Here is a 13351-nt window from a genome sequence, read left to right on the forward strand (position 1 = left end):
CACCGCAGGCTACGCTGCCGGCAACAACCCCAGCACCACTGCGGCTTGCCGCTTAGACTAACTTTAAGTCTGGACCAGTTGTTTCAGGCCGGTCATAAGTGAGGCGGAATACTGGAATCAAACGCGTACCACGGCTGACCACTATGCGGAAACGTTTAGTGACGAGCGTACCGCGCTCCGGCGGCTGGCCCGCAAGGGGAATGCGTAACCGGCTCGCCTTTGGCTTCGGTGTTGTGGGGCGCTATTGTTCTTGCTGTTTCTGTTTTTTTGTCTTTTTTCTTGTTGTCCTTAAACCATTCCCAGCATTTCCTCGAGATCTTCGTCCTCGCTTGGCGGCGCTGACATGTCCAGCACTTGCTCGATGTGGTGCAGGTGCTCGATCATGGCGGCCACCGCGTCTTCGGCGCGGCCGGCGGCGATCGCGTCGATGATCTGGCCGTGTTCGTCGTGGGTGCAGGCCGGTACCGTGGGCGAGTCGTACAGCACGATGATCAGGCAGGTGAGCGAGGCCAGTTCGCGCATCATCTTGCTCATTACCGGGTTTTCGACCATGTCGGCGATGCGGATATGGAATTCGCCGGAGAGGCGGATGATGGCGCGGCGGTCGTTGTTTTCGCGGGCCTTGGCTTCTTGCGCCACATGCTCGCGCAGTTGCGCGATGTGCGCGGGTTGGGTGTGTTCGCACAGGTGGCGCAGCAGGGCCGGTTCCAGCAGGCGGCGCGCGGCGAAGATGGCGCGTGCTTCGTCGGGGGTGGGGCTGGCGACGAAGGCGCCGCGGTTGGGGATGGTGGTGATCAGGCCTTCATGCGACAAGCGCGCCAGCACTTCGCGCACGCGCGTGCGGTTGACGCCGAAGATGCTGGCCAGCTTCTCTTCTACCAGCTTGGTGCCGGGCGTGAGGCGGTGTTCCATGATTGCGCCGAGGATGCGCTCGTAGATCGCATCGCCGGCCATCGGGCGGGCGCTGATGGCCTGGCCGGGCAAGGGGCTGTTGTCGGGTTTGGCGATGCTTTTCTTGCGGCTGGATGGGGCCGCGCTGGTACTGGTATTGGTACTGGTGCTCATGCTCGTGTCGTCTCGGCGTAAGTGCGCCCGCAGTAGGTGCGTGGCGCTATCGATGTCATGCTGGGCGTCATCATAGCCGAAAATTGTGGGATTTATTTGTCACAAAATCATAAAAATATTCGTACAGATAGAAATCATTTTGGCGCACTCATATGGGGAGGTTTTTATCCTCCGCATCGCCTTCCGGCTGCAAGTTGGTGCGAATCCTTGGCCTTTCCGCCCCGCAATCTTTGTTCCCGCGAAGCTGTCTTCTCTATGTAGAGCAAGCCTTTCTGGCGATTTCGAAAGATATCCGCAATCATTTTTCCTGGCTGGCACACCTATTGCATAAATCGTGGCAATGAAAAATTAAATTGTCACAATTTATCTGTGGTTTGTTCATTTCAGGGAGAAAAACGATGCAAAAGCAAGTTCGCAAGTCCCCGTTCGGCCTGTCCCTCAAGGGTGTGGCCCTAGCTGCCATGCTGGCCTGTGGCGTGATGGTGGCGGGTTCGGCCGCGGCCCAGTCCAAGCCGAAGATCAAGCTGGCGTATGCCAAGTGCGCGCATTGCATGTCGATGGCGATGGTGCCGGCATTGGCCCAGAACGTGGAGATCGAAGGCATCAACTTCACCGCCGGCAGCGATGCGCTGACCGCGCTGGTGTCCAAGAGCGTGGACATTGCCCAGGTCACCTACCTCGCGTATGTGAGTGGCCTGGACAAGGGTTTCGATCTGGTGGCGGTGTCGGGCCAGGTCAACGGCGGTTCTGAAATGCTGGTGGGCAAGGATACCAAGCTGGCTTCGGATGACTGGGCCGGCCTGAAGAAGCTGATCGCGGAATACAAGGCACAGGGCAAGCCGTTCCGCATCGCCGCCTCGCGCGGCAACGCGCAAGACCTGCACATGCGCGGCGAACTGGCCGGCCATGGCATCGATCCGTCCAAGGACGTGCAGTTCGTCAATATCCCCAATCCGTCCGACCACGCAGCGGCGCTCTCGCGCGGCGAGGTTGAACTGATCTGCTCGGTCGAACCGTTCGCCTCCCAGATCCGCATGACCGGCGTGGGCAAGCACTTCGCCTATCCGTACGACCAGGCCGCCGGGCGCCTGACCAACCTGATCGTGACCCGTTCGGACGTGATCAAGGAGCATCCGGCCGAGGTGAAGGAGACGGTAGCCGCCGTGGTCAAGCTGGTGGACGGACTGCAGAAGGACAAGCAGGGCTGGATCAACAGCATCGTCAAGGGCACCGGCCTGGATCCCAAGATCGCTGCCGAGGCGCTCAACAACGCCTACCCCGACTACCGCATGTACCGGACCCAGACCAAGGCCATCGCCGGCATGATGAAGGACCTGAAGTACGTCTCCGGCGACGTCTCGGCACTGGCGGAAAAGAACCTGGACTACAGCTTCCTGATGAGCGTCACGGGCAAGCCGAAGTCTGAGCTCGGCTATTGATGATGATGGAAGGAATCGCCATGAATGGATTGATGCGTTCCCTGTCGGAGGCGAAGTGGCGCTTCGCGGTTCCGGTGCTGCTGGTGCTGTTCTGGGAGGCATTCTCCCGTTCCGGCGTGATTCCGCCGGCGCTGTTGCCGGCGCCGTCGCGCGTGTTCGCCACCTGGATGGACTGGATCTTCGGCATCAACGACGCCGCCCAGGACAGCAGCGGCAAGTGGATCTACGACGCCATGGCAAGTTGCATGCGGGTGACCGCCGGCTACCTGATCGCCGCCGTGTCAGGCATCGCGCTGGGCGTGGCGATCGGCTGGTGGCGCTGGGTCGAGCGCGCCATCGAACCGACCGTGCAGATGCTGCGGCCGATTCCGCCGGTGTCGTGGATTCCGCTGGCCATCATCTGGTTCGGCATCGCCAACAAGCCGGCGATCTTCCTGGTGTTCCTCGGCGCGTTCTTCCCGATCCTGATGAACACGGTGCATGGCGTAAAGACTTCCGACCGCAACCTGCTGCGCGCGGCTGCCATGGCCGGCGCCAAACAGGGCCAATTGCTGCGTTTCGTGATCCTGCCGGCGGCCATGCCGAGCATCTTCGCCGGCCTGCGCATCGGCATCGGCAGCGCCTGGATGCTGACGGTCACGGCCGAGATGGTGGCGGTCAAGAGCGGCCTGGGCTACGCGCTGTGGGATTCGTATTACTTCCTGCGCTACGACCTGGTGATCGCGGCGATGATCAGCATCGGCCTGCTGGGATTCCTGGCTGACTGGCTGCTCAAGCAGATCATGAATTCGGTGCTGCGCTGGCAGCAGGTCTCCACCGTGCAGGGCAAGGCGTGAAAGGAAAATGAGCATGGCATTCATCGAACTGAACGACATCGTCAAGGTGTTCAAGGACCGCAAGCGTGGTACCGATATGCTGGCGATCGACAACGTCAGCCTCAAGCTGGAGAAGAAGGAATTCCTGTGCCTGCTCGGCCCCTCGGGCTGCGGCAAGTCGACGCTGTTGAACATGATCGCCGGCTTCGAATTCCCGACCGCCGGCGCGGTGAAGGTGGACGGCAAGAGCATCGCCGGTCCCGGCGCCGACCGCGGCATGGTGTTCCAGCAGGCCAACCTGATGCCCTGGCTGCCGGTGTGGGACAACGTCGCCTTCTCGCTCAAGCTGCAAGGAAAGAGCGCGGCCGAGCGGCGCGCGGCGGCCCAGCCCTTCATCGAGACCGTGAAACTCAAGGGCTTCGAGAACCACTATCCGGGCGAACTCTCCGGCGGCATGGCGCAGCGCGTGGGGATCGCCCGCGCCTTGCTGCAGAACCCGTCGGTGATCCTGATGGACGAGCCTTTCGCCGCCCTGGATGCGCAGACCAAGCTGGAGATGCAGGAAGAGCTGGTGGCGCTGTGGCAGCGCTATGAAGGTACCATCGTGTTCGTGACCCATAGCGTGGACGAGGCGCTGATCCTGGCCACCAAGGTGGCGGTGATGACGCACCGGCCGGGCCGCATGCGCGAGCTGATCGACATCGACCTGGCGCGCCCGCGCGACACCACCACGCAGGAATTCAACCAATACAAGCGCCATGTGCTGAGCCTGATCCGCGAGGAATCGGCGCTGGCGCATGCCGATGCCGCCAAGCTGGCGGCGTGAAAGGAATATCAATGACGCAACGCACTTTGCTCGGCATGCTGACGCCGTCCTCCAACACCACGCTGGAGCCGGTGACCACCGCGATGATCGCCGATATCCCCGAGGCCAGCGCCCACTTCGGGCGCTTCCGCGTCACCGAGATCGCCTTGTCCAACCAGGCGCTGGCCCAGTTCGACGACAGCGAGATCCTGCGCGCGGCTGAGCTGCTGTCGCACGCCAAGGTCGGCAGCATCGGCTGGAACGGCACCTCTTCCGGCTGGCTCGGCTTCGAGGCCGACGAACGCCTGTGCCGCCGCATCACCGAGGCCACCGGCATCCCGGCCTGCACCTCGGTGCTGGCCCTGAATGAAATCTTCGACATCACCGGCGTCAAGCGTTTCGGCCTGGTGACGCCCTACCTGGACGACGTGCAGGCCGCCATCATCAGGAACTACGGCAGCGCCGGCTATGAGTGCGTGTCCGAACGCCACCTGCGCAAGCAGGACAATTTCTCCTTCTCCGAAGTGGGCGCCGACGAGCTGCGCGCCATGGTGCGCGAAGTGGCGCAAGACAAGCCGCAGGCCATCACCATCTTCTGCACCAACCTGCGCGGCGCGCCGCTGGTGCAAGAGCTGGAGCAGGAAACCGGCATCCCGATCTACGACACCATCGCCACCGTGGTGTGGAAGTCGCTCAGGCAGGCCGGCGCCGACCCGTCGCGTATCCGCGGCTGGGGCAGCCTGTTCCGCGACGTCAGGTAAGCCGATCCCGATTCCCTTTGCACACTCCGCCGCCTTGCTTTGCAGGCGGCGGGCGAGGGCGGATTTCGCCCCGCGTTTGCAGATACCGACCAGGAAACCATTATGGAACATTTTGACGTAGTGATCCGCAACGGCACCGTGGCCACCGCCGCCGACATCATGCAATGCGATGTCGGCATCAAGGATGGCAAGGTCGCCATGCTGGGCCGCGGCCTGCCGCCCGGGAAGAGGGAGATCGACGCCGCCGGCAAGCTGGTGCTGCCCGGCGGCGTCGACGCGCACTGCCACCTCGACCAGCCGATGGAAGTGGGACTGAAGATGGCCGACGATTTCAGGAGCGGCACCATCTCGGCCGCCTGCGGCGGCACCACCACCGTGATCCCGTTCGCGGCCCAGGCCAAGGGCCAGTCGCTGCGCGCCGCGGTCGAGGACTACCATCGCCGCGCCGCTGGAAAAGCCGTGATCGATTATGCCTTCCACATGATCGTCAGCGATCCCAGCGAGAAAGTGCTGAAGGACGAATTGCCGCAACTGGTGCGGGAAGGCTATACCTCGTTCAAGATCTACATGACCTATGACGACTTGAAGCTCAACGACCGCCAGATCCTGGAACTGCTGGCCCTGGCGCGGCGCGAGGGGGCGATGGTCATGGTGCACGCGGAGAACGCCGACTGCATCGGCTGGCTGACTGAACAGCTGGAGGAGGCAGGGCTGACCGCGCCGAAATACCACGCCGCATCGCGCCCGATGCTGGTCGAGCGCGAAGCCACGCACCGCGCCATCGCCTTGTCGGAACTGGTGGACGTGCCGATCCTGATCGTGCACGTCTCCGGCCAGGAGGCCATCGAGCAGATCCGCTGGGCGCACGGCCACGGCTTGCGCATCTATGCCGAGACCTGTCCGCAATACCTGGTGCTGACGGCCGACCATCTGGACGACGGCTACCACGGCGCCAAGTGCGTATGCAGCCCGCCGCCGCGCGACAAGGCCAACCAGCAATACGTGTGGGACGGCCTGGCCAGCGGCCTGTTTTCGGTGTTCTCGTCCGACCATGCGCCGTTCCGTTACGAAGACCCGCAAGGCAAGAAACCGGGCGGCCAGGAAGTGCCGTTCCGCTACATCCCCAACGGCACGCCGGGGCTGGAGACGCGCATGCCGATCCTGTTTTCGGAAGGGGTGGGCAAGGGACGCATCGACCTCAACCGCTTCGTCGCGCTGACCGCCACCGATCCGGCCAAGATGTACGGCCTGTATCCGCGCAAGGGCACCATCGCCATCGGCAGCGACGCCGACATCGCAATCTGGGACCCGCACAAGCAAGTCACCATCCGCAACGAGATGCTGCACCATGATGTCGATTACACGCCGTATGAAGGCATGCAGGTCACCGGCTGGCCCGAGACCACGCTCTCGCGCGGGGAAGTGGTGTGGGATGGCGGTTTGGCTTGCGGCGCTGTTGGCCGGGGGCAATTTCTCCGGTGCGGCTTGCCCGACCCGGCCCGTCCCAAAAAAGTGGTTCCTGCCTGACGGGAAAAAGATTTGTCGTTTTTGTGCTTTGGAGCCCTTTAGCGGCGCACCGTCAGCGCCGTAAAGGAATCAGGGGAAGCTCAAAGATCATGCCGGCCTGGCAAGTCCGGAGTACGCCGGGAACTGCCTTGGGCAGGTTCCGGCGTTTCGTGCTGCTGGCCAGGCGGCCGTCGATGGCGCCCCGGAACCCATTCCAACAACACGCCGACATCGACGATGAACAATCTCTCGCTCAAGAAAAAACTCTGGTTGCCCCTGATCTTCTCCTTGGTTGCCTTGTTGTTCCTCTCGGTCTGGCATGCCTACCAGACCCGCGACCTGCAGATTTCCGAACGCCAGCGGGCGCTGGAAGATGTCGCCGAGATGGCGCACAGCCTGATCGCCGGCTACGCCAGGCTGGAAGGCGAGGGCAAGATGTCGCATGAAGACGCGCAAAAGGGCGCCATCGCCCGCGTCAAGGACCAGCGCTATACCGGCGACGGCTATGTGACTATCGTCGGCGCCGATTCGACGGTCGTGATGCATCCGATCAATACCAAGCTCGATGGCAAGAACCTGATCGACTTCAAGGACGCCAAGGGCAACGAGTTGTACAAGATGATCGCCGCCACCGGCGCATCGTCTTCCGGCAAGGGCTTCCTCGAATACTGGTGGCCGCGCCCGGGGGCCGACAAGCCCAGCCCCAAGATGGGCTTCGTCAAGCGCTTCAAGCCGTGGAACTGGGACCTGATCTGCAGCGTGTATTCGGACGACATCGAAGCCGACTTCCGCAAGGCCTTGATCCAGGCAGTGGCGGTGCTGGTGGTGCTGGGTGTGCTGTTGTCGGTCATTGCCGGCATGGTCTCGCGCAATATCTTCCGCTCCATCGGCGGCGAACCGGCCGAAGCCGCCGATATGGCGCGCAAGATCGCCGCCGGCGACCTGACCGGAGCCATCCGCACCAGCGGCGACAACCGCAGTCTGGTAGCGGCGGTGGCCTATACGCGCGACCGCCTGGTCGATACCGTGCACGGTATCCAGAGCGCCACCGAGTCGATCAAGACATCGGTGGACGAGATTGCCACCGGCAACATGGACCTGTCGAACCGCACCGAGCAGCAGGCCGGCTCGCTGGAAGAGACGGCATCGGCGATGGAGGAACTGACCTCCACCGTCAGGCAGAATGCCGCCAATGCCCAGCACGCCAATCAGCTGGCGGCGAGCGCGTCCAAGGTGGCCATCGAAGGCGGCGACGTGGTCGGCCAGGTTGTGCAGACGATGACCTCCATCAACGACTCGTCGCGCAAGATCGTCGACATCATCAGCGTGATCGACGGCATCGCCTTCCAGACCAACATCCTGGCCCTGAATGCGGCAGTGGAAGCCGCGCGCGCCGGCGAGCAGGGACGCGGCTTCGCCGTGGTGGCGTCGGAGGTACGTTCACTGGCGCAGCGTTCGGCGGCAGCGGCCAAGGAGATCAAGCAACTGATCGACGATTCGGTGGGCAAGGTCGACGCCGGCACGCAACTGGTGCAGCAGGCCGGCCAGACCATGCAGCAGGTGGTCTCCAGCATCCAGGGCGTGTCTACCGTGGTCAACGAGATCGCTACCGCCAGCCATGAGCAGAGCGCCGGCATCGAGCAGGTGGGCCATGCCATCACGCAGATGGACGAGACCACGCAGCAGAACGCCGCGCTGGTGGAGCAGGCTGCTGCCGCAGCGCAGTCGCTGCAGGAACAGGCGCAGAAGCTGGTGGCGCTGGTTGGCGTGTTTACGCTGGAGCGCAGCCAGCGCACTGCGCCCATATCGGCGCAACAGGCGACAGAGCAGGCGCCGTTGCTGCGCTGATCTGCCGGCGGTGTGGTGAAGAACGGCGCTCCAGGTGGGCGCCGTTATCGTTTCCGGCCATCGCTTGTGCATCACGGCAGGGTAGTGCCGGGTCATGCACCAAGAAGTGGAAGATGCTGCTCCAAAAAGGTTTGAAAAAATAATAAATCTGTAAAAAATATTTTTGCAGCAGGAAATGCCGAAAAAGCCAGTTTCATTTCTCTAATACGGCAGCACTATTTGCCGCCTCTTGTCTACCATGGAGCCGTTTTGGATGCATTGCAGCATGCGTCGGGACGGCCGGACCCGGGCCGTGTTTCGCGCGCTTGGCATGCTCCTTTTGTCTTCCACGGAGTCCAGCATGTCGATCGAAAACGCGGCCGCCCGCGTCATCCCCCAGTCCGCCGCCAGGCACAAGCCGATGAGCGGATGGTTTCTGGCCTGCGTGGTGGCGGCCATTTGCATCTGGGGCGGCAACTGGCCGGTGATGAAGTTCGGCAGCCATTACATTCCGCCGCTGTGGTTCGCCGCCAGCCGTTTCCTTTCCGCCGCGGCATTGAGTTTTGCGATTGCCTTCGCGCTCGGCAAGCTGCGCCTGCCGACCCGCGCCGAATGGCCGGTCGTGGCTGGCGTGGGCATCCTGCAGATGGGATTGTTTACCGCGCTGGTGACGGGCGCGCTGCATTTCGTCATGCCCGGCCGCGCTTCGCTGATCGCCTATGCCACTTCGATCTGGGTGGTGCCGGGGGCGGCGCTGGTGTTGAAGCAAAAGCTCAATGCGCAGCAGTCGCTGGCCGCCGTGTGCAGCTACGCCGGGATCGCGGTGATCGTGCTGCCCGCGCTGCTGCATGCCGACCTGCACAGCATGATCGGCTACTTGATGCTGGGCGCCGCTTCGTTGTCGTGGGCCGCGAATATCCTGCAGATCAAGCTGACCCCGGGCGTGAAGCTGGATTTCAGCCTGCTGCCCTGGCAGACGCTGGTGGCCGCGTTGCCGCTGTGCGTGCTGGCGCTGCTTTTCGAAGGGGGGCCGGTTTTCCTGCTCGACCATCGTTCCTGGTATGTCATCGCCTACACCGGCCCGCTGGCGACCGCGTTGACTTTCCTGATCGTGCTGCAGATGACCCAGCGCCTGTCGCCGGTGACGGTGTCGGTGTGCATGCTGGGCGTGCCGGTGGTGGGGCTGACGCTGTCGTCGCTGATCTTCGGCGAGACGCTTTCGCCCGACCTGCTGCTGGGCATGGGGTTGCTGTGCCTGGGCCTGCTGCTGCCGGCCTTGCCCGGCTTGGGCGGGCGTCGCGTGGCGTTCAAGGCCTGAGAGCCCGTTGCATGGTGAAACGGATTGCGAGCCTGCGGCGTCAGCGCGCCGCCATGTAGCGCGCAATGCGCTCGACCAGCAGTTCGCGCAGTGCCGTTACCGTCGGCGACACCATCGTGCGGTGCGTGCAGACCAGGTTGAGCGGCGAGCTTTCCCCCTCGTAGTCGTCCAGCACGGTCTCCAGCCGGCCGCTGCGCAGGTCGGCCAGCACATCCAGGTGCGATTTGTAGGCGATGCCGTAACCGTTGGCCGCCCAGCGGTGCACCATTTCCCCATCGTCGCAGACGCGGTCGCCGTTGACCGTCACGTGCGTCAACACCCCCTCCTTGATGAAGCTCCAGCGCGTGTGCAACGTGTCTGAGAGCAGGTAGCGCAGGCAATTGTGCTGGCGCAGGTCGGCCGGCGTGCGCGGGCGGCCGTGGCGCGCGAGGTAGTCGGGCGAGGCGCAGGCCACGCGGCGGTTGCCCGGCGCCAGCGGCAGCGCCACCAGGCTGGAGTCTTCCGGGGCGCTGTAGCGGATCGCCACATCCACCGGCTGACGGAACATGTCGGCCACGCGATCGCTGATGCGCACTTGCAGCGTCACCGCCGGATGCAGCGACTGGAACTCGTCGAGCCACTGGCACATCAGGTTGCGCCCCATGTCCGACGGCACCGACAGCGACAGGTTGCCGCCCACGATGCGGCGACCGTGCGCCACCGCGTCGCGCCCGGCATTGACTTCGGCCAGCGTGTTGCGCGCGTATTGCAGGTAGCGTTCGCCGTCGGGCGTCAGGCGCAGGCTGCGGGTGGAGCGCGTCAACAGGCGCGCGCCCAGTTCGCTTTCCAGCCGCTTCATGGCGGCGCTGGCCACGGCGGGCGTGATGTCGTGCTGGCGCGCGGCGGCCGAGAGGCTGCCGTTGTCGGCGGCGCTGACGAAGATGAGCAGGTCTTCCAGTCGGATCATGGCGCGGCAAGGAAGGAGGAAATGACTGGCATTTTACTTTCAAAATATTTTTGAAAATGTTTCTGCTGCCATCTCCTTTTTTGATATTGGCGGATCGCCGATGATGGCGGCCGGGGAACGCTGCAACACGCTTGCATCCCGATTCGACCAATATGTCATCCGCCATCCGCCATCATCAAGGAGAACCCCTCATGAGCATCGTCCAATTCGCCAAGAAACGCCATTCCGCCAAGGCTTTCGATCCGGCCCGCAAGATCCCGGCAGGCGTGATCGCCGAGCTGCGTGAACTGCTGCGCTTTGCGCCGTCCTCGGTCAATTCGCAGCCCTGGCACTTCGTGCTGGCGTCCACCGATGCCGGCAAGGCGCACGTGGCCAAGGCCGCCGAGGCCGGCTTCCCTTACAACGTGTCCAAGATCGTCGATGCCTCGCACGTGCTGGTGCTGTGCACCCGCACCGCGATCACCGAAGCGCACCTGGAAGTGCTGCTGGCGCAGGAAGAGCGCGACGGCCGCTTCATCAACGCCGAGGCCAAGGCCGGCCAGCGCGGCTCGCGCCTGTCGTACAGCGACCTGCACCGTTACGACCTGAAGGATGCGCAGCACTGGATGGACAAGCAGGTCTACCTGGCATTGGGTACGCTGCTGCTGGGCGCGGCCACCTTCGAGATCGATGCGGTGCCGATGGAAGGGTTCAACGCCAAGGTGCTGGACGAGGAGCTGGGATTGCGCGCCAAGGGCTTGACCAGCACCGTGCTGGTGGGCCTGGGCTATAGCGGCGCCGGCGATTTCAATGCCGCGTTGCCGAAGTCGCGGCTGGCCGATGCGGCGGTGTTTACCGATATCTGAAGCCAGAACGCCGGCCCCGCCTCAGGCCTCGACGATCAGGTCGGGGTTGTAGCGTTCGTTTTCCGGCGTGCCGTCGCGCCGCAGGTAGCCGCAGGGATTGCAGATGACGCGGCAGTTGCCGATGCGGTAGTCGAATGAGTCGTGGGTATGCCCATGCACCCACAGGTCGGCGCGTTCCACCAGGGCGTCGAGGTTGGATGAGAACGCCGCCGATACTAGGTCCTGCGCGTAACGCGTCGCCACCGAACGCAGCGATGGCGCCATGTGGGTGACCACCACGGTGCGGCCGTCGAACGGCGTTTCCAGTTTTTCCGCCAGCCAGGCGCGGTCGGCGCGGTGCAGCCGCACCGTGTCGTCCGGCGTCATCGGATGCAGGCCGCCGTCTTCCACCTGGATGCGGCGGTAGTCCAGCATCACCGGCTCGGCCGCTGCCATCGCGGCTTGCCGTTTCTCTTCCCCGAACAATGCGTAGTCGGTCCATAGCGTGGCGCCGAGAAAGCGCACGCCGCCGATCACGGTTTCGCTCCGGTTCAGCAGGCGCACGTTGGAAGGCGCCGCTCCCGGCCGCGCCAGGTTGCGCAGCGCCCCTTCCCAACTGTCTCCATACGCCTCGTGGTTGCCGCTGACATAGATCACCGGCAGGCCGGCGAATGTGCGCTCGGCCCAGGCCAGCGCGCGCGCCGGCTTGTCGATGTCGCCAGCGAGGATGACGACGTCGGGCCGGCTCGATGCGGGACGGATGGCGGGGGCGTTTTCACGCCAGACTTCAAGATGGAGGTCGGACAGGATCAATAGGCGCATGAAATGGACAGGCCTGTGGCCGGCAGGTGGTGACATGGAATTGACACCTTAGCAGGTAATGGCGGTGAAGGCAGCGCGGGGAGCGTCCTGAGCCTTGCGGATGTCCGCGGCGGCAATGGCGATCCGGTGAAAACGTTTGCAGGTTGCTTGCGAGTTTTTATGAGTTTATTCGAAGATATTTTCTGTATAACGTTGTAAATATGGAAAGTATTGCGGGGCTCGCGGGGTGGGTCCGGAGGCGCGTCCGGCAAGGGCGACGGCAGTGCTTTCGTCAGTCCTGAGAATCTGTTTCGTCCGGAACGCTAGATTAAATGAAAGTATTCATCGTTGGAGGCGAGGCCGACTGGTGCAACAGGCTTGCTGCACATGTCGGAGGGTTAGGCTATGAGACCGGCAGTTGCCCGGCCCTGGCGCGAGCGCTGGATATCCTGGGAAACCGGCAGCCCGATATCCTGATCGCCGATGCCGGCCTGCTGGAACTTGCCTCGATCCGGCAGCATTTCCCATCGATGGGCATCATCGTCCTCACCGCCAGCACCCGTCTGGAAGAACGGGTGCGCGGCATGAGCGAAGGCGCCGATTATTACCTGGTCAAGCCGGTCCGGCTGGAAGAGATATCGGCGACGCTGACGGCCTTGTCGCGCCGGATGAAGACCGCGCCGCACCAGCGCCCGCCGGAATCGGAGCGATGGACCTTCAACCGCAAATCGGGCCGCCTGGCCAATGGCGATGCGGTGTCGCTGCAGTTCACCGAGAAGGAAAGCATCGCCTTGGCGGCGCTGCTGCAAAGTCCCAATTATCCGGTCTCGCACGCACAGCTGTTCGACTTGCTCAGGTCCGGCGCCGAGGAATACGATTCCCATCGCATCGATGCGCTGATCTACCGCGTGCGCCAGAAACTGCGTGCGCACGCGGATGCGCCGATGCAGATCCGCAACATCTATGGCGAAGGTTTCCTGATACTGCACCGGAGCGCGGCGGTGGACATCGTGCTCGACGCCTGAAAGGCATGGCTCGTAAAAAGCGGAGGCCTTGGTTCGCATATGGCATTGGCATCGCCGGTGTGCAAGGGAAGGGTAACAGGCATGGAGGAAGAGCATGCTCATGAAACCGTTCAGGCATGGCTCGCGTTCACTTTTTTGTTGCGATGCGGATGAGAGAGGCTGGATTCTCTCGCCGCGACAGTCATGCGTTGGATGCTGTGGCGCGGTTGGAAAACAGCA

The 13351-nt window shown here is 63.4% G+C and carries 12 protein-coding genes; 9 read left to right on the forward strand and 3 right to left on the reverse strand.

Translation table 11 applies throughout. The features are described from left to right. Positions 1-288: 288 nt before the first annotated feature. Positions 289-1065: a GntR family transcriptional regulator gene (locus FB597_RS00005; RefSeq protein ID WP_144767434.1), complete on the reverse strand. Its 777-nt coding sequence runs from the start codon at positions 1063-1065 to the stop codon at positions 289-291. 398 nt (positions 1066-1463) lie between these two features. Here FB597_RS00005 and FB597_RS00010 point away from each other — a divergent pair, with 398 nt between their 5' ends. The 7 genes from FB597_RS00010 (at position 1464) to FB597_RS00040 (ending at position 9536) form a co-directional block, all read left to right on the forward strand. Beyond that, the gene (locus tag FB597_RS00010) at positions 1464-2504 is read left to right on the forward strand and encodes an ABC transporter substrate-binding protein (protein ID WP_144767436.1); all 1041 of its coding nucleotides are present in this window, start codon (positions 1464-1466) and stop codon (positions 2502-2504) included. Between the two features lie 20 nt (positions 2505-2524). Further along, a complete protein-coding gene (locus FB597_RS00015; RefSeq protein ID WP_144767438.1) occupies positions 2525-3340 on the forward strand; it encodes an ABC transporter permease in 816 nt (271 codons plus the stop codon). A 13-nt stretch (positions 3341-3353) separates the two neighbouring features. Next, the gene (locus FB597_RS00020) at positions 3354-4145 is read left to right on the forward strand and encodes an ABC transporter ATP-binding protein (protein WP_144767440.1); all 792 of its coding nucleotides are present in this window, start codon (positions 3354-3356) and stop codon (positions 4143-4145) included. Between the two features lie 11 nt (positions 4146-4156). Beyond that, on the forward strand, positions 4157-4885 hold the full coding sequence (locus FB597_RS00025) for an aspartate/glutamate racemase family protein (RefSeq protein WP_144767442.1): 729 nt from the start codon (positions 4157-4159) through the stop codon (positions 4883-4885). 39 nt (positions 4886-4924) lie between these two features. Beyond that, a complete protein-coding gene (hydA, locus tag FB597_RS00030; RefSeq protein WP_255517043.1) occupies positions 4925-6412 on the forward strand; it encodes a dihydropyrimidinase in 1488 nt (495 codons plus the stop codon). A 216-nt stretch (positions 6413-6628) separates the two neighbouring features. Further along, positions 6629-8239: a methyl-accepting chemotaxis protein gene (locus tag FB597_RS00035; RefSeq protein WP_144767445.1), complete on the forward strand. Its 1611-nt coding sequence runs from the start codon at positions 6629-6631 to the stop codon at positions 8237-8239. A gap of 340 nt (positions 8240-8579) precedes the next feature. Next, positions 8580-9536 carry a DMT family transporter gene (locus tag FB597_RS00040; protein WP_144767447.1) on the forward strand — a complete coding sequence of 319 codons (957 nt, stop codon included), beginning with the start codon at positions 8580-8582 and terminating at the stop codon, positions 9534-9536. 40 nt (positions 9537-9576) lie between these two features. Here FB597_RS00040 and FB597_RS00045 read toward each other — a convergent pair whose 3' ends face one another. Next, positions 9577-10482, reverse strand: coding sequence for a LysR family transcriptional regulator (locus FB597_RS00045; protein WP_141911585.1), 906 nt, complete (start codon positions 10480-10482; stop codon positions 9577-9579). A gap of 191 nt (positions 10483-10673) precedes the next feature. Here FB597_RS00045 and nfsB point away from each other — a divergent pair, with 191 nt between their 5' ends. Continuing rightward, positions 10674-11327, forward strand: a complete 654-nt coding sequence (nfsB, locus tag FB597_RS00050) for an oxygen-insensitive NAD(P)H nitroreductase (protein ID WP_144767449.1) — start codon at positions 10674-10676, stop codon at positions 11325-11327. A 21-nt stretch (positions 11328-11348) separates the two neighbouring features. Here nfsB and FB597_RS00055 read toward each other — a convergent pair whose 3' ends face one another. Beyond that, positions 11349-12128: a metallophosphoesterase family protein gene (locus FB597_RS00055; protein WP_144767451.1), complete on the reverse strand. Its 780-nt coding sequence runs from the start codon at positions 12126-12128 to the stop codon at positions 11349-11351. A gap of 311 nt (positions 12129-12439) precedes the next feature. On the opposite strand from FB597_RS00055, the gene FB597_RS00060 reads away from it, so the two are divergent. Then, positions 12440-13132 carry a response regulator transcription factor gene (locus FB597_RS00060; protein ID WP_141911592.1) on the forward strand — a complete coding sequence of 231 codons (693 nt, stop codon included), beginning with the start codon at positions 12440-12442 and terminating at the stop codon, positions 13130-13132. Positions 13133-13351 lie beyond the last annotated feature (219 nt).

The sequence above is a fragment of the Herbaspirillum sp. SJZ099 genome (assembly GCF_007828355.1).
GTDB lineage: Bacteria > Pseudomonadota > Gammaproteobacteria > Burkholderiales > Burkholderiaceae_D > Herbaspirillum.

Excerpts from the sequence above, each read along its gene's own strand:
- FB597_RS00015 (WP_144767438.1), top strand. The coding sequence starts at position 2,525 with ATGAATGGATTGATGCGTTCCCTGTCGGAGGCGAAGTGGCGCTTCGCG.
- FB597_RS00035 (WP_144767445.1), top strand. The coding sequence starts at position 6,629 with ATGAACAATCTCTCGCTCAAGAAAAAACTCTGGTTGCCCCTGATCTTC.
- FB597_RS00040 (WP_144767447.1), top strand. The coding sequence starts at position 8,580 with ATGTCGATCGAAAACGCGGCCGCCCGCGTCATCCCCCAGTCCGCCGCC.
- FB597_RS00060 (WP_141911592.1), top strand. The coding sequence starts at position 12,440 with ATGAAAGTATTCATCGTTGGAGGCGAGGCCGACTGGTGCAACAGGCTT.
- nfsB (WP_144767449.1), top strand. The coding sequence starts at position 10,674 with ATGAGCATCGTCCAATTCGCCAAGAAACGCCATTCCGCCAAGGCTTTC.
- FB597_RS00020 (WP_144767440.1), top strand. The coding sequence starts at position 3,354 with ATGGCATTCATCGAACTGAACGACATCGTCAAGGTGTTCAAGGACCGC.
- FB597_RS00005 (WP_144767434.1), bottom strand. The coding sequence starts at position 1,065 with ATGAGCACCAGTACCAATACCAGTACCAGCGCGGCCCCATCCAGCCGC.
- FB597_RS00010 (WP_144767436.1), top strand. The coding sequence starts at position 1,464 with ATGCAAAAGCAAGTTCGCAAGTCCCCGTTCGGCCTGTCCCTCAAGGGT.
- FB597_RS00025 (WP_144767442.1), top strand. The coding sequence starts at position 4,157 with ATGACGCAACGCACTTTGCTCGGCATGCTGACGCCGTCCTCCAACACC.
- FB597_RS00045 (WP_141911585.1), bottom strand. The coding sequence starts at position 10,482 with ATGATCCGACTGGAAGACCTGCTCATCTTCGTCAGCGCCGCCGACAAC.
- FB597_RS00055 (WP_144767451.1), bottom strand. The coding sequence starts at position 12,128 with ATGCGCCTATTGATCCTGTCCGACCTCCATCTTGAAGTCTGGCGTGAA.